The following is a 21197-nucleotide window of genomic DNA, read 5'->3' as shown; positions in this document are numbered from 1 at the left end:
ATAGACTGCTGTAGATGGCAATCGACTCGGAGCGTCTACGACTACGACCGGTGTCGCACGCCGATGCCGACCGGCTCCTCGAACTCGACGCCGATCCCGAGGTGATGCGGTTCGTGAGCGGCGGTGAGCCGTCGACGCGCAGCTCGGTGGAGGACTGGGTGATCCCGCGTTCCGAAGCACAGTTCCGCACCCACGGCACCGGGCTGTGGACGTTGACTGCGCGGCGCGGCGGAGAGTTCATCGGCTGGGCGCAGTTGCGGGTGCCCCGCCACACCGGGATCCGGGAGCTCGAACTCAGTTATCGGCTGCACCGCCGATTCTGGGGTGGAGGGCTCGCTGCGGAAGCTGCCACGGCGTTGATCGCAGTGAGCTTCCTGACGTCGGACACCGATCGGATCTTCGCCAGCACCCACACCGACCACGCCGCCTCGCAGCGGGTGATGAGCAAGCTCGGCATGCGACTGTCGGCCGGTTCACTGTCGTCGGAGCAACTGTCCCCCGGTCTCCCCGACGGCGACGTCGAATACGAGATACTGCGCGAACAGTGGCTGCGAACGCGTGGCCGACACAGCGGCATCACCGCGGCCGGATCGCACGACGAGTCGAATCGCACAGCCTGAGATGCCCCGCATCCGGCCAACGACTACCGTTGGACTCCTCGGGCCACAAGCCGACGACTAACCCAAGACGACACTGGAGAAGACACCGATGAGCAACACCATTGCCACTGACCCGATGCGACGCCGACGGGTCGTCATCATCGGATCGGGCTTCGGCGGTCTGTTCGCGGCGCAGCGCCTCAAGAAGGCCGACGTCGACGTGACCCTGATCGCGAAGACAACCCACCACCTGTTCCAGCCGATGCTGTATCAGGTCGCGACAGGCATCATCGCCGAAGGCGAGATCGCTCCGGCGACGCGTGTGATCCTCCGCGACCAGCGCAACGCAAGCGTGATCCTCGGCGAGGTCTTCGACATCGACCTGGCGAAGCAGGTGGTCCGATCGCAGCTGCTCGAGCGCACCACCGAGACCCCGTACGACGATCTGATCATCGCCGCCGGCGCCGACCAGTCGTACTTCGGAAACGATCACTTCGCCGAGTTCGCGCCCGGCATGAAGACGATCGACAACGCCCTTGAGCTCCGCGGTCGCATCCTCGGCGCGTTCGAGCAGGCCGAGCTGTCCGACGATCCCGCAGAGCAGGAGATGCTGATGACGTTCGTCGTCGTCGGCGCCGGCCCGACGGGCGTCGAGATGGCCGGCCAGATCGCCGAGATGAGCGACAAGACGCTCAAGGGCGCCTTCCGGAACATCGATCCGACCAAGGCGAAGGTGATCCTGCTCGACGCCGCCCCCGCTGTTCTCCCGCCGTTCGGCGAGAAGCTCGGTCAGAAGGCGAAGGCTCGCCTCGAGAAGATCGGCGTGGACGTCCGGCTCGGTGCGATGGTCACCGACATCGACGACGACAGCCTGACGGTGAAGTACCCGGACGGTCAGATCGCCACGATCGCCAGCCAGTGCAAGGTCTGGTCAGCAGGCGTGCAGGCGAGCTCGATCGGCAAGATCCTCGCCGATCAGTCGGACACCGAACTCGACCGCGCGGGCCGCGTGAAGGTCGGACCGGACCTGACGATCCCCGGCCACTCCAACGTATTCGTGGTCGGCGACATGATGGCCGTCGAGGGTGTCCCCGGCGTCGCACAGGGCGCCATTCAGGGCGGACGATACGCCGCCGACGCCATCCGCGCGTCCCTCAAGGGACACACTCCGCAGGAGCGGAAGCCGTTCAGCTACTTCGACAAGGGCTCGATGGCGACGATCTCGCGGTTCAGCGCCGTCATGCAGGTGCCGATCCCCGGGACCAGCAAGAAGTTCGAGACCGAGGGCTACATCGCGTGGCTCGGCTGGCTGTTCCTGCACCTGATCTACATCGTCGGCTTCCGCAACCGCGTGAACACCTTCGTGAACTGGTTCTTCGCGTTCAGCACCCGCGGCCGCACGCAGCTCGCCGTCACCGAGCAGCAGGTGTACGCGCGACACGCCCTCACCGAGTTGTCGTACCTCGAGCGTCTCCGGCTCGCCGACGACGAACGCGCCAAGGCGAAGAAGGACCTCGAGGAACGCAACTCCTCCGCAGGCTGACGCCTGGACCTAACGACAAACGCTCCTGTCAGGATCTGACAGGAGCGTTTGTCGTTCCGGGACCGGCGGCCTACGTGGACGGGTCCGGCTTCACGAGACTGTCGTCCGCGTGGTCGGCATCGTCGACGTCGGACTCCGTGTCGACGCCTTCCATGTGCTTCACCGGGTCTGTTCCGGTCTCGCTGTAGCGGGTCACCAGATCGAAGTTGTCGCCGTAGCTGTCTTCACCGATGGCGACGGCGCGCTCGACGAGCAATGTGCTTCGATCACTCACTGCGACGATCCGGTCGCTGCTCAGGTCCTTGTACAGCGCGACACACAGCACGATCATGACGATGACGAACGGAACCGACGCCACGATGGTGATGTTCTGCAGGCCGGTGAGCGCCGTGGCGCCGCCGTCGCCGACCACCAGCATGATGGCGGCCACCGCACCCGTCAGAGCACCCCAGAAGATGACCGTCGACTTCTGCGGTTCATGCACACCACGCTCCGACAGCGACCCCATCACGATGGACGCGGCGTCGGCGCCCGACACGAAGAAGATCGCAACGAGCATCATCACGACGACAGTGGTGATCCCCGCCCACGGCATCGTGTCGAGCAGGGAGAACAACGCGCCCGTGGAGTCGACCTTGCCGTCGGAGGCCAAGTCGCCTACTTCGTGCTGCCGGTTGATCGCCGCGCCGCCGAAGATCGCGAACCAGACCAGGCTGACGAGCATCGGGACGAACAGCACTCCGCTGACGAACTGCCGGATGGTCCGGCCGCGGCTGATGCGCGCGATGAACAGTCCGACGAAGGGCGTCCACGAGATCCACCAGGCCCAATAGAAGATCGTCCACGACGACAGCCACTCGGCGAGTTGTGCGTCGCCGTCGGCGTTGGTGCGTGTGCTCATCTGGACGAAGTCCTGCGCGTAGTCGCCGAGCGCGGACGGCAGCAGGTTCAGGATCAGCAGCGTCGGCCCGGCGACGAACACGAACACCGCGAGCGCCAGGGCGAGAACCATGTTGATGTTCGACAGCCACTGGATGCCGCGCGCCACGCCGGACACGGCGGACAGGATGAAGCAGAACGTCAGCACCGCGATGATGATCACCAGGATCGGTGTGCCGACCGTGCCGACCCAGCCCGCGAACTTCAGACCGTCGCCGATCTGCAGCGCGCCGAGGCCGAGCGACGCCGCCGACCCGAACAGAGTCGCGAAGATCGCGAGGATGTCGATGACCTTGCCGCCGATGCCGTTGGCGCGGTCGCCGAACAGCGATGTGAATGCGGCGGACAGCAGCTGTGAACGTCCCTTGCGGTACATGCCGTAGCCGATGGCGAGGCCGACGACCGCGTAGATGGCCCACGGGTGGAGTCCCCAGTGGAACATTGTGGTGCCCATCGCCGTCTTGAACGCTTCAACAGTCTCCGGGTCGACCGTTCCCGGCGGCGGCGAGACGTAGTACGTCAGCGGCTCGGCGACGCCGAAGAACATGAGGCCGATACCCATGCCGGCGCTGAACATCATCGCGATCCACGAGCTCGTACGGAACTCGGGCTGGTCGTCGTCACCGCCCAGTGGAATGCGGCCGAACCTGCTCATCGCCAACCAGATGACGAAGATCACGAACCCCGTCGAGGCGATAACGAAGAGCCATCCGAGGTTGGTGATAACGCCGTTCTTGGCGTTGGCGGAAATCGTCGAAAGGCTGTCCTTGTCGACGAACCCCCAGACGACGAATGCGATCGAGAACGCGGCCGTGATCGAGAAGACGACCCAGTCGCGCTGCGATCTCTTTGTAGTGCTCTCAAGCTTTGACACGACTCCCCTTCGCATGAGCTCCGTTGATCAGTGCCGTCTGACCGTAACAGGTTCTTCTCAGGTGGAAACGGACCGCGTCATACACCGACGCCGACCCCTGTCAGCTGAACAGAGGACGGCGGCGGAGGGGCAGTGTCAGAGATTCTGCATGCGAACCTTCGACTGCGCAAGCAATCTTCCCTGGTCATCGGTCATGTCGATGAGCCACAGCTGCTGACGCTTTCCACGGTGCACGGGGGTTGCCACGACACTGATGACACCCTCGGAAACGGACCGCAGAAAATCAGTCGAATTGTTGACGCCGACGGCATGGCCGCCGATCCCGCTCTCCTGCAGCCAGCAGAACGCGCTCACGCTCGCAGCGGTCTCGGCGAGCGCACAATACGTTCCGCCGTGGACGATTCCGAACGGCTGATGATGGTCGGAACGCACAGCGAGAGTGCCTCGCAGACCCTCGCCCGTCGCTTCCGCGATCTCGAATCCGAGAAGCGCGTCGAGTCCGGTGGCCGTCTTCACAAGAGCTTCATAGTCTTCAGTCATGACCTCAGCGTGCCAGCGTGCTGGGCGGCAAAGTCAACGGCCCCCGGAGCTCCTCATCGGAGCCCGGGGGCCGTCGCCGCGGATCGGGGGTCTCTGCAGCCCTCAGGACACTCACGCGATCGCTGAGATTGAATGTAGGCTAGCCTTACTTACATTGTCAAGCGCGCCACGGAGAACCGGCGAGGGAACTAATCGCAGCGCCCTCGCGTTAACACATTCGACCGGGCGGGGAGCGATCAACGAGAGGAGCCGACGTAAGATGAAGAAGATGAACGGACTGGGAGAGCTGGAACGTGCCGTGATGGACACTCTGTGGGCGTCGCCGACCCCACAGACGGTTCGTCAGGTTCACGCAGAGTTGTCCCGCTCGCGGGCCCTCGCCTACACGACCGTGATGACCGTGCTGCAGCGCCTCACCAAGAAGGAACTGGTCACGCAGATCCGCGACGATCGTGCGCACCGGTACGCAGCGACGCGCCCACGTGAAGACCTCGTCGCCAGCCTGATGGTCGACGCGCTCAAGGGCGCCGAAGCACCGGGCTCCCGACATGCCGCACTCGTCTCGTTCGTCGGCCAAGTGGACGCCGACGAAGTCGCCGCCCTCCGCGGGGCTCTCGACGAACTCGAGTCGTCTCGCGGCCTGAAACACTAGAGTCGACATCGTCGACAACCATCAGTCGAGCCTCGGCTCGACCGCACGATTCGAGGAAGGCCGATGACCGCGCTGCTGTTCGGCATCCTCACGATCGCTTTTGTCGGACCGATCCCCCAGGCTCTGTCCCGAGCGACCTGGCCGCTCTACGCACCGCGAGCCGCGATGGCGCTCTGGCAGTCGGTCGCACTCGCCGCCGTCCTCTCCGCGTTCTCCACCGGACTCGCGATCGCCGCGAATCTCCTCACCCCAGGCCACGACGGAGCTCCGACCACCAACCCGCTCGACGAGATCGGTCGGCTCGGATGGTTCCTGTGGACGCTCTACGTCGTGGTGTTCGCGCTGACCCTGCTGGTCGGCGCGCGACTGATGTTCACCGTCGTGCGCGTCGGCATCCGCACGCGTGCGCGCCGAACCATCCACCGGAATCTGGTCGACCTCGTCGATTGCGTGGACAAGCGTCGCGGCACCGACCGGGACGTCCGCGTGCTCGACGTCCCGACCCCACTCGCCTACTGTCTGCCGGGGCTGCGCAGCCGCATCGTGGTCAGCGAGGGAGTTCTCGACCGCCTCACCGACGATGAGCTGACCGCCGTCATCGAACACGAACGCGCTCACCTTCGCGCACGTCACGATCTCGTCCTGGAGGCCTTCATCGCACTGCACGAGGCCTTCCCCCGATTCGTCCGATCGCAGTCGGCGCTCGGATCGGTGGAACTCCTCGCCGAAGCACTCGCCGACGACCAAGCCGCCCGCGCGACTGCCCCGACGACCGTCGGCCGTGCGCTCGTGGCCTGTGCCGACGCGACCGCACCGCGCGGCGCGATGGCGGTGGGCGGGCCGACCACGCTGACCAGAGTGCGACGCCTCGGCTATGTGCGGCCGGTCCCGTTGGTGTCCGCCACCGCGTACACGCTGGCCGCAGCGATTCTGGTGGTGCCGACCCTCGCCGTCGCGATCCCCTGGCTCACCGAACTCAACCGGCTCATCACCCACTTCTGACATCCCTCAGCTCTGGCATCCCTCAACAAGGAGAAAGGTCCGCGCGTGCGATTCCTGGACGGGCACGAACCCGACCACGACCTCACCTACGACGATCTGTTCATCGTCCCGAACCGATCGGCCGCCACCTCGCGGTTCGACGTCGACCTCGCGTCGACCGACGGGACCGGAACCACGATCCCGCTGGTGGTCGCGAACATGACCGCGATCGCCGGCAAGCGGATGGCCGAGACCGTCGCACGCCGCGGCGGCCTGGTCGTCCTCCCCCAGGACGTGCCGCTCGACGCTGCTGCGCAGACGATCGGATTCGTCAAGAGCCGTGACCTCGTCGCCGACACACCCGTGGTGATGTCGCCGAACGATCTGATGGCGCAGGCCCAGTCGTTGATCCCCAAGCGAGCGCACGGCGCCGCGGTCGTCGTCGACGACGGACGGCCGGTCGGCCTGGTGGCTCGCAACGTGACCGGCCACGACATCGACATGTTCACCGACCTGCGCTCGGCGATGACAGCGATTCCCGTCGTGCTTCCCGCCGGCACCGATCCGCGGACGGTGTTCGACACCCTGACCGACGCGAACGCCGAACTGGCCGTCCTCGTGGACGACGGCGGTGCACTGGTCGGCGTGCTGACTCGCACCGGCGCGCTGCGGGCAGGCATCTATCGCCCGAACGTCGACGCGCAGGGTCGCCTCCGCGTGGCCGCCGCGGTCGGCATCAACGGCGACGTCGTCGGCAAGGCTCGCGGTCTCGTCGAGGCCGGTGCGGACGTCATCGTCGTCGACACGGCGCACGGGCATCAGGAGAAGATGCTCACTGCGCTGGCCGCCGTTGCAGGCGCCGATCTCGGCGTCCCGATCGCCGCAGGCAATGTGGTCTCCGAACGCGGTGCACTCGACCTGATCGACGCGGGCGCGACGATCGTCAAGGTGGGCGTCGGTCCCGGCGCCATGTGCACCACGCGCATGATGACCGGTGTCGGACGACCGCAGTTCTCCGCCGTCGCCGAATGCGCCGCGGCCGCCCGGGAACGCGGCGCACACGTCTGGGCTGACGGCGGGATCCGGCATCCGCGCGATGTGGCACTCGCCGTCGCCGCCGGTGCGTCCAACGCCATGGTCGGATCGTGGTTCGCCGGCACGTACGAATCGCCGGGAGACCTCCACACCGATACGAGCGGCGAATACAAGGTCAGTTTCGGCATGGCCTCCAAACGAGCGGTCGCCGCACGATCGGCCACCGACAATGCCTACGACCAGGCTCGTAAGGGCCTCTTCGAAGAAGGCATCTCGTCGTCGCGCATCCGGATCGATCCGGAGCACCCGAGCGTCGAGGATCTCATCGACCACATCTGCTCCGGTGTCCGGTCGACCGCGACGTACACCGGCGCGACAACCCTCCAAGAGATGCACGAGAAGGTGGTGCTCGGGGTTCAGTCGGCCGCCGGATTCGCCGAGGGCAGACCGCTGCCCGGGGGTTGGTGACCCGCCCACGTGGACATAGTGATCATCGTCGCGAGCCTCATCGGCTTCGTGGCGCTCACCCTCGGCACCGCACTCTTCGTCGCCGGAGAGTTCTCGCTCACCGCACTCGAACGATCGACGATCTCCGACGACCTCGCCCGTCGAGGTGACCGACGCGCACGGTCGGTCGACCGGGCGCATCGAGAACTGTCGTTTCAACTCTCGGCCGCCCAGCTCGGCATCACCATCACCACTCTGATCACCGGTTACATCGCTGAGCCGGTGCTCGCCCGCATCTTCAACCCGATTCTGGACGCCGTCAAGATCCCCGAGTCGTGGCAGGCGGGTGTCTCGTTGGCTCTGGCACTGGTGATCGCGACGTCGTTGTCGATGGTCTTGGGCGAGTTGGTCCCCAAGAACCTGGCCATCGCCAAACCGCTCGCCGTCGCCCGCGCCACCGCAGGGCCGATGAGTGCGTTCGCAACGATGTTCAAACACGCCATCAACGGATTGAACGGAACCGCGAACAGGCTGGTCCGACGTCTGGGTGTGGAGCCGACCGAGGAACTGCAGTCGGCCCGTTCGGCCGCGGAACTGTCGGTCCTGGTCCGCAATTCGGCCCTGCACGGTGAGATGGACGCCGACACCGCGGCCCTCGTCGACCGATCACTGCGCTTCGGCGATCTGTCCGCCGAGGACCTGATGACACCCCGTGTCCGCGTGGAGAGTCTTGAGCCCGGCGACTCCGTACACGATCTGATCGAGGCGTCCTCGAGCACCGGTCACTCCCGCTTCCTGGTGGCGCCCGACGGCGACCTGGACAATCTGATCGGCGTGGTCCACATCAAGCAGGCGTTCACCGTCCCAGCTCGCGAGCACTCGACCACTCCCCTCCGGTCCATCGCACGACCGGTCACCCGCGTGCCCGACAGTCTCGACGGTGACGCACTCATGGACCGCATCTCCGCCGACGGCCTCGAAGTGTGTGTCGTCGTCGACGAGTACGGCGGAACGGCAGGCATCGTGACATCTGAGGACATCATCGAAGAGATCCTCGGCAATGTGACCGACGAGCACGACGACGAGGAGTCCGAGGTCGCCCGTGTCGGAAACGGCTTCCGGTGCGCCGGTCTGCTGCGACTGGACGAAGTGCAGGACGCCGTCGGGTACCGCGCGCCCGATGGCGCATACGAGACTCTCGGTGGATTGGTGATGTTCGTTCTGCGGCGGATCCCCGAAGTGGGCGACGTCGTCGACTTGCCGGTTCGCGAATCGACGTCGGACACCGACCGCGGTGAGCCTCCGCAACGATGGCGCGCGACTGTCGTCCGGATGGACGCCCGGCGCGTGGACCAGGTGTGGTTGACCATCGTCGACAATGAGACGACGGGAGACGCTCATGGGTGACATCTGGGGAATCCTCCTCGCGGTACTCCTGCTGGCGGCGAACGCCTTCTTCGTCGGTGCAGAGTTCTCGCTGATCGCAGCCCGACGAGACCGACTCATCGCCTTGGAGGAGTCCGGCAAGAAGCGGGCCCGCACCGTGATCACAGCGTCGGAGAATCTCTCGCTGATGTTGGCGGGATGCCAATTGGGCATCACGATCTGCTCGATCCTGCTGGGTCGGATCGCCGAACCGGCGATCGCCCACCTCATCGAGAAGCCGCTCGGGCTCATGCGCATCCCGGATGGCCTCCTGCACCCGATCGCGTTCGCGATCGCACTCGCGATTGTTGTCGTCCTGCACATCCTGGTCGGCGAGATGGTGCCGAAGAACATCGCACTCGCGGGCCCGGAGAGCGCCGCGATGCTGCTGGTGCCGGTGCATCTGTGGTTCCTGCGGATCGCAAAACCGTTCATCTGGGTGTTCAACGCACTCGCCAACGGCGTTCTCCGGTTGATGCGCGTGGAGCCCAAGGACGAGCTGGCCTCGACCGTGACCGAGACCGAGCTGGCGCAGATGATCGGCGAGTCACGTGAGTCCGGGCTGCTCGACGCCGGTGAACACGATCGACTCACTCGGGCCCTCGAAACCGTCCAGCGGACGGTCAGCGAGGTGATGATCCCGTTGACCGACGTCCACAGCGTTCGGGTGCTGCCGGATCCGGCGACCGGCGGGCTGGGCCCACGCCTGAGCGCACTCGAGGACGCTGTCCGTGAGACGGGCTACTCTCGTTTCCCTGTTCGGGGCCTCGACGGCTCGTACATCGGCTACTTGCATCTCAAGGACGTGCTCGACGACGTCTTCGACGACAACGTCGACTCCGACTCCCTTGTCGCCGTCGACAAGATCCGCCCGTTGCCGACGTTGGCGGCAACGCTGCCTCTCGACGAGGCCGCGACCGCGCTGCAGCGTGTCAGCGCGCATCTCGCCGCCGTGGTCGACGCATCGGGCGCGGTCGTCGGCATGGTCGCCCTGGCCGATCTCGCCGAGGCGTTCGTCGGTGCGGTGCGGGACTCCACACACCGAATCTGATGTCCGGCCACGATCGGCTCCTGACGCATTCAGAATGGTCAGCACGGGCCGCCACGCACCGAGACAGAATGAATGCGCTGGTCGGACCGTATTTCGCCGGGCGCAGGGCGGGAGTGGCGCATCCCGTTGTCGATTTTCTGTTCACGTACTACGCGGTGCGTCCGGCACAAGTCACACGATGGCACCCGGGGTTCGGTGTGTCACTCGAACGAGCACGTCGGTACACCGGGCTACGCGGCTACATCGTCGACGATGACGGCACTGCAACCGTCTCGCAGGAGCACCTCGAGTCCCGCATCGACCTGCTCGACGCGACGCTGGCGATCACGCAGGCGACAGCGGGACGGGCGCCGAGATTCGGGTGTTTCGGGCTCCACGAATGGGCGATGGTGTATCGCTCCGACGCCAATCGGCACCCACATCCGTTGCGCCTCGGCGCTGTCGAGACGGATGCCGTCGTCGAACGGAGTGGGCTCCGGTGCACACATTTCGACGCGTTCCGCTTCTTCACCGATCCCGCGCGCCCACGCAACGCCATGGACCTGACCAGGGCCGATGCCGTTGCCAATGAGCAGCCAGGGTGCTTGCACGCCACGATGGACCTGTACCGGTACTGCCTGCGCCTGTCTCCGCTGATCGGTTCGGACCTGCTCGGCGACTGCTTCGAGTTGGCGCTCACGGCGCGAGAACTCGACATGCGGGCCAGCCCCTACGACCTCACCGGTGTTCTCGACATGACCGGCAGGCCGTACGAGCCCGTCCCGATCGAGACCGCAGAGGGTCGCGCGCAGTACGCGGCCGAGCAGACAGTCGTCGCCGAACGCGGCGCGGTCCTCCGAGAATCGGTGATCGCCAGATGCGACGACCTGCGCAAGCGGTGTCGGGGGGCGAGTCCGATGGAGCAACCGGGCCGGTAGAATATCTGTGCCGGATGATCTCGCGCCGGCGAATTCGCGAACGCCCACCAGAAAGGTCGTCATGTCTGATCGTGTCACCGTCAACGGCTTGCAGGTCGCTGAGGTCCTCTACGACTTCGTCAACAACAAGGCTCTCCCGGGTACCGGTGTAGACGCCGACGCCTTCTGGACCGGCGCCGCCGCGGTGATCAACGACCTCGCACCGCGCAACCGCGAACTCCTCGCGGTCCGCGACGACCTCCAGGCCAAGATCGACGCCTGGCACCGCGATCACCAGACTCTCGACTTCGACGAATACAAGGCGTTCCTCAGCGAGATCGGTTACCTCGTGCCGGTTCCCGCCGACTTCGAGATCACCACCGAAGGCGTCGACACCGAGATCACCTCGGTCCCCGGCCCGCAGCTCGTGGTCCCGATCCTCAACGCCCGCTTCGCCCTCAACGCGTCCAACGCGCGCTGGGGATCGCTGTACGACGCGCTCTACGGCACCGACGCCATCTCCGAGGCCGACGGCGCGGAGAAGGGCACGTCATACAACAAGGTCCGCGGCGACAAGGTGATCGCATTCGCGAAGGCGTTCCTCGACAAGGCAGTGCCGCTCGAACAGTGCAGCCACGCCGACGTCACCTCGTACACCGTGTCGGGCGACTCCGTCGTCGCAGCGTTCGGTGACGGACAGACCACGACGTTCGCCGATCCGACTGCATTCGTCGGCTACACCGGCGAACCCGCTGCGCCGACCGGGATCCTGGTCCGTCACAACGGTCTGCACCTGGAGATCCAGATCGACGCGTCGTCGCCGATCGGTTCCACGGACTCCGCCGGGGTCAAGGACGTCGCCGTCGAGTCGGCCGTCACCACGATCATGGACTTCGAGGACTCGGTCGCCGCGGTCGACGCGGACGACAAGGTGCTCGGCTACACCAACTGGCTCGGCCTCAACAAGGGCGACCTGGCCGAAGAGGTCAGCAAGGGCGGCAAGACCTTCACCCGCACGCTGAACCCCAACCGGACCTACACGGCTCCGGACGGCTCGACCCTGGAACTGCACGGCCGCAGCCTGCTGTTCGTCCGCAACGTCGGTCACCTGATGACGAACCCCGCCATCCTCGACGCCGACGGCAACGAGGTCCCCGAAGGTATCATCGACGCCCTCGTCACCTCCGCGATCGGCATCCACGGCATGTCCGCCGAGGGCCTGCAGAACTCGCGCACCGGATCGATCTACATCGTGAAGCCGAAGATGCACGGTCCCGACGAGGTCGCCTTCACCGCCGAGTTGTTCGGTCGCGTCGAGGACGTCCTTGGCCTGGAGCGCAACACCCTCAAGGTCGGCATCATGGACGAGGAGCGCCGCACGTCGGTGAACCTGAAGGCGTCGATCAAGGCCGCGTCCGAGCGTGTCGTGTTCATCAACACCGGCTTCCTCGACCGCACCGGCGACGAGATCCACACCTCGATGGAGGCGGGTCCGTTTGTCCGCAAGGCTGAGATCAAGGGCCAGACCTGGTTCAACGCGTACGAGGACTCGAACGTCGACACGGGCCTCGCCGCGGGTCTCGAGCACAAGGCGCAGATTGGCAAGGGCATGTGGGCCATGCCCGACCTGATGGCCGACATGCTCGAGCAGAAGATCGGTCACCCGAAGGCCGGCGCGAACACCGCATGGGTTCCGTCGCCGACCGCTGCGACGCTGCACGCGCTGCACTACCACGAGGTCGACGTCTTCGAACGCCAGGACGAGATCGCCAAGCGCGATCCCGCGTCGGTCGACGACATTCTCACGATCCCGCTCTCGGCGAACCCGAACTGGACCGACGAGGAGAAGCGTGAGGAGCTCGACAACAACGCGCAGTCGATCCTCGGTTACGTCGTCCGCTGGATCGATCACGGTGTCGGTTGTTCCAAGGTTCCGGACATCCACGACGTGGCACTGATGGAGGACCGCGCCACGCTGCGCATCTCGAGCCAGTTGCTCGCCAACTGGCTGCGTCACGGCATCGTGACCGAAGACGACGTCGTCGCCGCGCTCAAGCGCATGGCGCCGGTCGTCGACCGCCAGAACGCAAGCGATCCGGAGTACCGTCCGCTCGCAGCCGATTTCGACTCGAACATCGCATTCAACGCTGCGAAGTCGCTGATCCTCGAAGGCGCTGCTCAGCCGAGCGGCTACACCGAACCGATCCTGCATCGGGCGCGCCGCGAGTACAAGGCCGCGAACGCCTGATACACCTGATGGTGTAGGTGCCGGGCCACGTGGTGGGAACGCCTCGTGGCCCGGCGTTTTCAGTTCAACCGAAGAAGACAGTGGACGGGCTCGGGGGTGGGCCGAGCGCACAGGAGGGACACGCGTTGTCGAAGCACTCGACAGGCGAGAAGAATCGTCAGTTCATCGCACGACCGATCGTCGCCGGAGCACTGGTGGTGATCCTGATCGCGGGCGTCATCACTGCGTGGTCGAGGCTCGGCGACGATATCGAGCAGACCGCGTCGACCGACGCCTCGGCATGCGTCGACGGAAAGGCGACAGTTCCCGTCGTCGCCGATCCCGCGATCGCCCCGGGGCTGCAGCGCATCGCACAGAACTTCAACAGCACCAATCCAATCGTGCGGGACAAGTGCGTGACCGTGCAGGTTCGCCCGGCCGACGCGCGCGCGACGCTGGAAGGCCTCACCGCGAAGAAGTGGGACACACGGTCGTTCGGCCCCTACCCGGGCGCGTGGGTTCCGGAGTCGTCCGTGTGGGCCGCCGCCCTGCAGACGAAGAACGAGTCGATCCTGCAGGGTCCGCCTGCATCGCTCGTCTCGTCCCCTGTCCGACTCGTGATCGAACGTGAACTGGCGAAAGCGATCAACGGACGCATCGCGTGGAAGGACCTGCCGGGACTGACTCAGGCCAATTCCCTCGCTGCCTACGGACATCGCGAGTGGGGGTCGCTGCGCATGGCGATGCCGAACGGACCGCAGTCGGACGCCTCTGCTCTCGGCGCGCAGGGCGTCGCCGCCGCCGTCGCCGACCAGAAGGGATCGCTCACCGCCGCTCAGGCCGAATCCCCCGCTGTGAAGCGCGCCGTGGAACAGTTGATGTCCGCGCCCCCGAAGATCGGTGACGGCTCGACCGCGGCTGCGGTGACGGCGATCGGAGCGGCCACGGACCCGGCGAATGCCAAGGTCCGGGCTGTTCCGGCGACAGAGCAGAGCGTGTTCGCGTCGACTGTCGACGACAAGACCGCCAAGGTCGCCGTCGTCGCACCGACCGGAGCGACTCCGGTCGCGGACTACCCCGTCGTCAAACTGGCGGGCGACATGGTGCCCGCATACGCCGGTGATGCGATCTCGGAGTTCTTCACATTCGCCCGGAAACCTCCACAGATGAAGATCCTGACCGGCATGGGCTTCCGCGGTACCGGTCCACTCCCCGCCCCGACTGCCACTGTTCCATTCGGTCCCGTGGTCGACGCGCTCCCCGCGCCCGAACCCGCCGCGGCCGTCGCCATCAACAAGATCGTCCTCCCCGCCGCCGCTCCCTGAGTCGCGGAACGCTGATTCATCGCTGATCAGCGGCGACGATTCCAGAACTGGTGTGTGAGTCCGCTCGCGGTGGTGACCGATTCGATGTCGAAACGGTCGTGGACGTCGCGCCCACCGTCGAAGACGGACACGCCTGAACCGAGGACGATCGGCACGGTCACCAGGTGCACGAAGTCGACGAGGTCGGCGTCCAAGAACTGACGGATCGACGACGGTCCCCCGCCCAGCCGGATGTCGCCGCCGTCGGCGAGTTCCCGAGCCTGCGCGATCGCCTCTTCCGGGGCTGCGTCGACGAAGTGGAAGCTCGTGCCGTTCTCAAAGGTCAGTGTCTCGCGTTCGTGGTGGGTCAGCACGATGACGGGCGTCTTGAACGGCGGTTCGGCGCCCCACCAGCCGATCCACTCGTCGTCGGTCCACGGTCCGCTCTGCGGCCCGAACTTCTTGCGGCCCATGATCTCCACGCCGATTCCCTGTCCCCAGAGACTGTAGAACGCACGATCGGCGGTGATCGGATCGTCCACGGTGTGGACGCCCTCGATGACACGGCCGTCGAAGCGGCTGAAGAGGTCCCGGGCGTGCCCGATCGGTTCGTCGACGGTGACGGTTCCGCCGGCGCTGAAGCCGTCCAACGAGATGTTCAGGTTGTGTACGCGCACTTTCGACATGCCCAGAACGGTACTCGTCGTTGTGTGCTCGGTGAGTCCAATTCACGTGCCCTGCACCCGATCCCGACAGTTGAATTCATCGCGGGCCGATCCGTCGACGGACCGTCGACGGCGGCGCACCATCGTTGTCATGACCGCTGTCGAACTCTCCCGGAACCGATGTCGCTGACCATGCGTCCTGACGTCCACTTCACGAGGAGAACCACCACTGTCATGTCCGACATCGTTTCCGAGCGGCTCAACGCCGCATCAGCTCCACTCCAGTTCGCGTACTGGGTGCCGAATGTGAGCGGCGGCCTCGTCGTCTCCACGATCGAGCAACGCACCGACTGGAGTTACGACTACAACCGCAAGCTCGCCGTCCTCGCAGAGAACAACGGCTTCGATTACGCACTGTCGCAAGTCCGATACATCGCGTCGTACGGTGCCGCCTACCAGCACGAATCGACGAGCTTCTCACTCGCCCTGCTGCTGGCAACCGAAAGACTCAAGGTGATCGCCGCCGTGCACCCCGGGCTGTGGCAGCCCGGAGTCCTGGCCAAGTTCCTCACCACCGCCGACCACCTGTCCGGCGGGCGAGCCGCCGTGAACGTGGTGTCCGGATGGTTCAAAGACGAGTTCACCAAGCTCGGCGAACCGTGGCTCGAGCACGATGAACGCTACCGCCGGACCGAGGAGTTCATCACCTACCTGCGACGGATCTGGACCGACGATCACGCCGAGCTCAGGGGCGACTTCTATCGGCTCCACGACTTCGACCTGAAGCCCAAGCCCGTCGACCTCCCCGGTCGCCCGCACCCGGAGATATTCCAGGGCGGCAACTCGACGGCCGCACGTGCACTCGCCGGCCGGGTGTCCGACTGGTACTTCAGCAACGGCAAGGACTTCGACGGGTTGACCGAGCAGGTCGTCGACGTGAACACCGAAGCCGCCCTGCACGGTCGAACCGTCAAATTCGGGCTCAACGGCTTCCTCATCGGCCGTGACACCGAAGCGGAGGCACGCGACGTGCTCCGCGAGATCGTCGACAAAGCCGACCGACAGGCCGTCGAAGGCTTCGGCTCCGCAGTCAAACAGGCAGGCAACTCGACGGCGGACGGCAAGGGCATGTGGCAGGACTCCGAGTTCGCCGACCTCGTCCAGTACAACGACGGGTTCCGCACAGGTCTGGTCGGCACTCCCGAGCAGATCGCCGAGCGCATCGTCGCCTACAAGACACGCGGTGTGAACCTCTTCCTCCTCGGATTCCTGCACTACCTGGAGGACGTCGAGTACTTCGGCACCCACATCCTTCCCCTGGTCCGGGAGCTCGAAGCGGACCTCACCTCCAGCGGACGGCTCGAGTCCGAACTCGCCCGCAACGGCGTCCTGACCGCCTGACACCCCACACCTCACCTGACAAGGAATCCCACACCATGACCACCTCACTGTCCCCCGACACCACCACCACCAGTGCCTTCGACGAGGCCCTCCACCGCGCCGACCTGGTAGCCGCAGAGCTCCGCGCCACTGCCGCGGAGCGCGATCGCGCCAACGCCGCACCGACCGCCGAGATCGAGCTCCTCCGCAGTCACGACCTGCTGCAGGTGGGCGAACCCGTCGAACTCGGCGGGTCCGGCCTGAACTATGCGCAGACGCAGCAGATCACTCGCCGTATCGCGCGCGGCGACACCTCGATCGCCCACCTCCTCGGCTATCACTACGCACAGCAGCGGATCGCCCACCTCTTCGGCACCCCGGAGCAGGCGGAGGCGTTGTCCCGCCGGAACGCGCAGGAGAAGCTGTTCTGGGGCGGCGTCCAGAACCCACGCGGTGGGAGCGGCCTGGTGCTGACGCGCGACGAAGACGGCTTCCGGCTCAACGGCCGCCGCACGTTCGCCTCCGGAGCCGGTGTCGGTGATCAGCTGTCGGTGACCGCCACATTCGGCGACGCCCTGGTCTTCCTCTCACTGCCCGCAGGCAAGGAGGGTTTCACGCCGCTCGGCGACTGGGACAACATCGGCCAGCGCCTCACCGACTCGGGCGGTGTCGAGTTCGTGAACACGCCGATCTCGCGTGACGAGATCCTCGGCGACCCAGACTCCCCGCCGACGTTCACCGCGTTCCAGCAGCTTGTGACTCCGCACTGGCAGCTCGCCTTCGTGAACTTCTACATCGGCACCGCTGAGGGAGCCTTGGACGAGGCCCTCGACTGGACTCGACTCAACGCAAGCGCGTGGGAGACGTCCGGCCTGGAGGCCGCGACCGACGACCCCTACATCTTGGAGCTCGTCGGAGAGCTCCGCGCGGAGATCACCGCAGCCGTCCTGCTCGCCGACCGTGCAGGCGACGCCCTGCAGCATGCGCTCGACATCGGTGAAGCGCTCACGGACGAGCAACGCGCCGTGGCCGCGGTCGCGATCGCCGAGGCGAAGTACGTGACGACCAAGGTCTCGTTGGACGCGGCGTCCCGACTGTTCGAGATTCAGGGCGCTCGCGCGACCACCACTGACTACGGCTTCGATCGGCACTGGCGGAACCTCCGCACGCACACCGTCCACGATCCGGTGGCGTACAAGGCACGCGAGGTCGGCGACTGGACATTGAACCACCGCGCACCGCAGTTCTCGCTCTACAGCTGACACTGTGACACTGCGAATCACCGATCACGACGCCGCGCTCGACGCGGCTCGTGCACTCGCACCCGCCGTCGCGGCGGGTGCGAGTGCCCGTGACGCCACCAGGCAGCTCCCGTTCGACGAGGTCACTGCGCTGTCGGCGTCCGGGCTCCTGTCCATCACGGTGCCGACCGAGTTCGGCGGGCCGGGGCTCGGCGCTTCAACACTGGCGTCAGTTGTGGCAACGATCGCCGCCGCCGATCCGAACGTCGCTCAGATCCCACAAAGCCACTTCGTGTTCGTCGACGCCGTCCGCCGAGTCGGGCCGGACACGCTCAAGGAGCACCTGTTCCCTCGGGTCGTGGACGGCGGACGGGTCGCGAACGCGCAGACCGAGCGCGGCGGTCGGACCGCTCTCGACGACTCCACGGCCCTGCACCGGACCGCGGACGGCCTGCGGCTCACCGGGACGAAGCATTACAGCACCGGTGCGCTGTTCGCCGACGTCCTCGCCGTGCGGGCGAACGGTCCGGACGGCGGCAGCGTGATCGCGTTCGTTCCAGCCGACTCCGACGGTGTCGAGATCGTCGACGACTGGGACGGGTTCGGTCAGCGCACCACCGCGAGCGGCACCGTGGTGCTGACCGATGTCCCGGTCGACAGCGGTCACCTGGTGGACTTCACCCGCCTGCTCGCGACGCCGAGCACCTACGGGACCCGTGCCCAACTCCTGCACGCCGCCATCGACGTCGGCATCGCGCGAGGTGGTCTCGACGCGGCGCCGAGCGTGGTCAGCAGCGCTCGCCCATGGTTCGAGGCAGGCGTCGACAGGGCGGGCGACGACCCACTGCTGCTCGCCCAGGCCGGAGACCTCGAGCTCGACGTGCGCGCAGCAGAGGCCCTCCTCGACGTCGCGGCCCGCAGTATCGACGACGCCGACGCCGACCCGACTCGCGAGACGATCGGCGCCGCGGCCCTCGCGACCGCGGCGGCGAAGGTCAGCGCGGGACGAGCAGCGCGCCGCGCCGGCGCGGACCTGTTCGACTTCGGCGGCACCCGCGCGGCAGGTTCGCAGGCCAACGTGTCGCGCTTCTGGCGTGACGCACGAACTCACACTCTCCACGACCCGGAACGCTGGAAGGTCCAGCACTTGGGCCGATGGGCGCTGGACAGGAAGCTCCCGCCGAGCCACGGAACGCTTTGAAAACAGACGCTCTAGAAACAGACAAGGAAGTCACGACTGATGTCCCTCAAGCTCCACTGGTTTCTGCCGACGTACGGCGACTCGCGCTTCATCGTCGGCGGGGGTCACGGGCAACCGGCCGGAATCGCTCGCGGCGATCGCGATGCGTCCATCGGCTATCTGTCGTCGATCGCCAGGGCCGCCGAGGACTTCGGATTCACGGCCGCGCTCACGCCCGCGGGCGCATGGTGCGAGGACGCCTGGCTGACCACCGCGATGGTCGCACGAGAGACCGAACGCCTGGGCTTCCTCGTCGCTTTCCGCCCGGGCCTGGTCAGTCCGACGCTCGCCGCCCAGATGGCGGCGACCTTCACCAAGCACGCGCCCGGCCGTCTGCTGTTGAACGTCGTCACCGGAGGCGAGTCCGCCGAGCAACGCGCGTACGGTGACCATCTCGACAAAGCGGCACGCTATGCCCGTTCCGATGAGTTCTTGAGCGTCGTCCGACGATTGTGGGCCGGGGAGACCGTCACTCACCGCGGCGAGCACATCACCGTCGAGGAGGCGGCGCTCGCGACTCTTCCCGATCCGGTGCCGCCGATCTACTTCGGCGGATCGTCTCCGGAAGCCGGAACGGTCGCCGCACATCACAGTGACGTGTACCTGACGTGGGGCGAACCTCCCGCCGCTGTCGCGACGAAGATCGACTGGATCCGTGGCCTCGCGGCCCAGCAGGGCCGGACCGTGACCTTCGGTGTGCGCCTCCACGTCATCACCCGTGACACGTCGGAGGCCGCGTGGGCCGAAGCCGGACGGCTCCTCGAGGCTCTCGACGCCAACACGATCGCGCACATCCAAGAAGGACTCGGTCGGAGTGAGTCGACCGGCCAGGCGTCCATGCGTGCACTGCACGAGCAGAACCGAGCCGACGGCTCGTGGCAGGATCCGCGTGCCCTCGAGATCGTGCCGAATCTGTGGTCCGGAGTCGGCCTGGTTCGTGGTGGCGCAGGCACCGCGCTCGTCGGGTCCCACTCGGAAGTCGCCGACTTGATCGCCGAGTACGCCGCCGTCGGTGTCGACGAGTTCGTCCTGTCCGGCTATCCGCACCTCGAGGAGCTCTACTGGTTCGGCGAAGGAGTGGTGCCCGAGTTGACCAGACGGGGACTTTTCGACAACCGACTCAGCCGATCGATCACGACTTCCGGGACACCATTTGTTCCGGCCGCCCGCTGAGCGGGACCGACACCCGCTCAACCGTAGGAGTCAGGACATCATGACAGCCATGCTCGCATCTCCCGTCAGCAGTGATCCAGCCGAACTGCGCCGTGTGTTCGCCCAGTTCCCCTCCGGCCTCGTCGTCGTCGCCGCACTCGGGCCCGACGGCCCCGCGGGCATCGTCGCGTCGTCGTTCACGTCGGTGTCACTCGATCCACCGCTCGTGTCGGTGAACATCGCCCGGACCTCGACGACCCTTCCCGTGCTCAGCGGCGCCGAGCACTGGGGCGTGAGTGTGCTCTCCCACGAGCAACATCAGGTGGCCGACCTGCTTCGACGACCGGCGTCCGAACGGTTCGACGGAATCGACTGGGCTGCCGCCGACACCGGAGCCGTCCAGATCGACGGCGCCACCGCAGGCTTTCACACTCACGTGCACAGCATCCTGCCCGCGGGCGATCACGTGATCGCGCTTCTCGAGGTCCGCGGGCACTTCACATGTCCGGACAGTGATCCGCTCGTCTTCCACCGCAGCCGTTTCCGCCGCCTCGAACAGGAGAACAACTCATGACGACCACGCTCCGCATCGCCGTCCAAGCCGACGACGCCGAATGGATCGAGCTCACGCCGGCCGACGACACGCCCGTCACCCGGATCCGGACTGGAAGCCTCGGTGAGGCCGCTCACGCGACCTCGCGGTCCGAACGGCCGGTGTTCGTGGACCTCGACGTGCACGTCGCCGACACCGTCTCACACGCCTACGCGGAGTACGCCGCACAGCACCCCGGCTGGACCGCGGGTGCACGCACCGGAACGATCGTCCATCCGGGCACGGCGACGACCCTCGCGAATCTGCTCAACGACGTGTCCGCCGCACACGTCGCCGACGGGGTCACGCTGCGCGGGCCCGACGCATCGAGCCTCATCAGGGTCTTGCTCGACGACGTCGCTCCCCTGCTCGCGGCCCGCGGGATCGCGCTCCGCGATCCCGCGGCCGCCTAGG

At 66.4% G+C, this 21197-nt stretch carries 19 protein-coding genes; 16 read left to right on the top strand and 3 right to left on the bottom strand.

The features are described from left to right. Window positions 1-14 precede the first annotated feature (14 nt). A complete protein-coding gene (locus WFK36_RS07760; protein WP_008376517.1) occupies window positions 15-620 on the top strand; it encodes a GNAT family N-acetyltransferase in 606 nt (201 codons plus the stop codon). 88 nt (window positions 621-708) lie between these two features. Next, a complete protein-coding gene (locus WFK36_RS07755; RefSeq protein ID WP_008376518.1) occupies window positions 709-2142 on the top strand; it encodes an NAD(P)/FAD-dependent oxidoreductase in 1434 nt (477 codons plus the stop codon). 70 nt (window positions 2143-2212) lie between these two features. On the opposite strand, the gene WFK36_RS07750 is transcribed toward WFK36_RS07755, so the two are convergent. Both WFK36_RS07750 and WFK36_RS07745 read right to left on the bottom strand, forming a co-directional pair. Then, window positions 2213-3970, bottom strand: a complete 1758-nt coding sequence (locus tag WFK36_RS07750) for a BCCT family transporter (protein ID WP_336791212.1) — start codon at window positions 3968-3970, stop codon at window positions 2213-2215. A gap of 120 nt (window positions 3971-4090) precedes the next feature. Next, complete coding sequence (locus tag WFK36_RS07745) at window positions 4091-4495, bottom strand: PaaI family thioesterase (protein ID WP_336791211.1); 405 nt, start codon at window positions 4493-4495, stop codon at window positions 4091-4093. A gap of 259 nt (window positions 4496-4754) precedes the next feature. Here WFK36_RS07745 and WFK36_RS07740 point away from each other — a divergent pair, with 259 nt between their 5' ends. The 8 genes from WFK36_RS07740 (at window position 4755) to WFK36_RS07705 (ending at window position 14534) form a co-directional block, all read left to right on the top strand. Then, a complete protein-coding gene (locus WFK36_RS07740; RefSeq protein WP_336791210.1) occupies window positions 4755-5147 on the top strand; it encodes a BlaI/MecI/CopY family transcriptional regulator in 393 nt (130 codons plus the stop codon). A 63-nt stretch (window positions 5148-5210) separates the two neighbouring features. Beyond that, the gene (locus WFK36_RS07735) at window positions 5211-6149 is read left to right on the top strand and encodes a M56 family metallopeptidase (protein WP_336791209.1); all 939 of its coding nucleotides are present in this window, start codon (window positions 5211-5213) and stop codon (window positions 6147-6149) included. A 45-nt stretch (window positions 6150-6194) separates the two neighbouring features. Continuing rightward, window positions 6195-7631: a GMP reductase gene (gene guaB1 / locus WFK36_RS07730; protein ID WP_336791208.1), complete on the top strand. Its 1437-nt coding sequence runs from the start codon at window positions 6195-6197 to the stop codon at window positions 7629-7631. A gap of 9 nt (window positions 7632-7640) precedes the next feature. Then, the gene (locus WFK36_RS07725; RefSeq protein WP_336791207.1) at window positions 7641-9017 is read left to right on the top strand and encodes a hemolysin family protein; all 1377 of its coding nucleotides are present in this window, start codon (window positions 7641-7643) and stop codon (window positions 9015-9017) included. Continuing rightward, window positions 9010-10086: a hemolysin family protein gene (locus WFK36_RS07720; RefSeq protein WP_336791206.1), complete on the top strand. Its 1077-nt coding sequence runs from the start codon at window positions 9010-9012 to the stop codon at window positions 10084-10086. Before WFK36_RS07725 ends, WFK36_RS07720 begins: the two co-directional genes overlap by 8 nt. Further along, window positions 10086-11003: a 3-methyladenine DNA glycosylase gene (locus WFK36_RS07715; RefSeq protein WP_336791205.1), complete on the top strand. Its 918-nt coding sequence runs from the start codon at window positions 10086-10088 to the stop codon at window positions 11001-11003. The genes WFK36_RS07720 and WFK36_RS07715 overlap by 1 nt, the downstream gene beginning before the upstream one ends. A 61-nt stretch (window positions 11004-11064) precedes the next feature. Then, on the top strand, window positions 11065-13230 hold the full coding sequence (locus WFK36_RS07710) for a malate synthase G (RefSeq protein WP_336791204.1): 2166 nt from the start codon (window positions 11065-11067) through the stop codon (window positions 13228-13230). Between the two features lie 80 nt (window positions 13231-13310). Continuing rightward, on the top strand, window positions 13311-14534 hold the full coding sequence (locus WFK36_RS07705) for a hypothetical protein (RefSeq protein WP_336791203.1): 1224 nt from the start codon (window positions 13311-13313) through the stop codon (window positions 14532-14534). Window positions 14535-14560: 26 nt separating this feature from the next. On the opposite strand, the gene WFK36_RS07700 is transcribed toward WFK36_RS07705, so the two are convergent. Then, on the bottom strand, window positions 14561-15199 hold the full coding sequence (locus tag WFK36_RS07700) for a dihydrofolate reductase family protein (protein ID WP_008376539.1): 639 nt from the start codon (window positions 15197-15199) through the stop codon (window positions 14561-14563). Between the two features lie 213 nt (window positions 15200-15412). Here WFK36_RS07700 and sfnG point away from each other — a divergent pair, with 213 nt between their 5' ends. The 6 genes from sfnG to WFK36_RS07670 are packed head-to-tail and all read left to right on the top strand — an operon-like array spanning window position 15413 to window position 21196. Next, complete coding sequence (gene sfnG, locus WFK36_RS07695) at window positions 15413-16579, top strand: dimethylsulfone monooxygenase SfnG (RefSeq protein ID WP_336791202.1); 1167 nt, start codon at window positions 15413-15415, stop codon at window positions 16577-16579. Between the two features lie 35 nt (window positions 16580-16614). Continuing rightward, complete coding sequence (locus WFK36_RS07690; RefSeq protein WP_008376542.1) at window positions 16615-17820, top strand: acyl-CoA dehydrogenase family protein; 1206 nt, start codon at window positions 16615-16617, stop codon at window positions 17818-17820. A 4-nt stretch (window positions 17821-17824) separates the two neighbouring features. After that, on the top strand, window positions 17825-19000 hold the full coding sequence (locus tag WFK36_RS07685; protein WP_336791201.1) for an SfnB family sulfur acquisition oxidoreductase: 1176 nt from the start codon (window positions 17825-17827) through the stop codon (window positions 18998-19000). Between the two features lie 39 nt (window positions 19001-19039). Next, complete coding sequence (locus WFK36_RS07680; protein WP_336791200.1) at window positions 19040-20212, top strand: LLM class flavin-dependent oxidoreductase; 1173 nt, start codon at window positions 19040-19042, stop codon at window positions 20210-20212. Between the two features lie 40 nt (window positions 20213-20252). Further along, window positions 20253-20765 carry a flavin reductase family protein gene (locus tag WFK36_RS07675; protein ID WP_008376547.1) on the top strand — a complete coding sequence of 171 codons (513 nt, stop codon included), beginning with the start codon at window positions 20253-20255 and terminating at the stop codon, window positions 20763-20765. Continuing rightward, the gene (locus WFK36_RS07670; RefSeq protein WP_008376548.1) at window positions 20762-21196 is read left to right on the top strand and encodes a hypothetical protein; all 435 of its coding nucleotides are present in this window, start codon (window positions 20762-20764) and stop codon (window positions 21194-21196) included. The genes WFK36_RS07675 and WFK36_RS07670 overlap by 4 nt, the downstream gene beginning before the upstream one ends. Window position 21197: the final 1 nt, after the last annotated feature.

This window comes from Gordonia malaquae, from assembly GCF_037148075.1.
GTDB lineage: Bacteria > Actinomycetota > Actinomycetes > Mycobacteriales > Mycobacteriaceae > Gordonia > Gordonia malaquae.
This window is presented reverse-complemented; position numbering and strand designations above follow the sequence as displayed.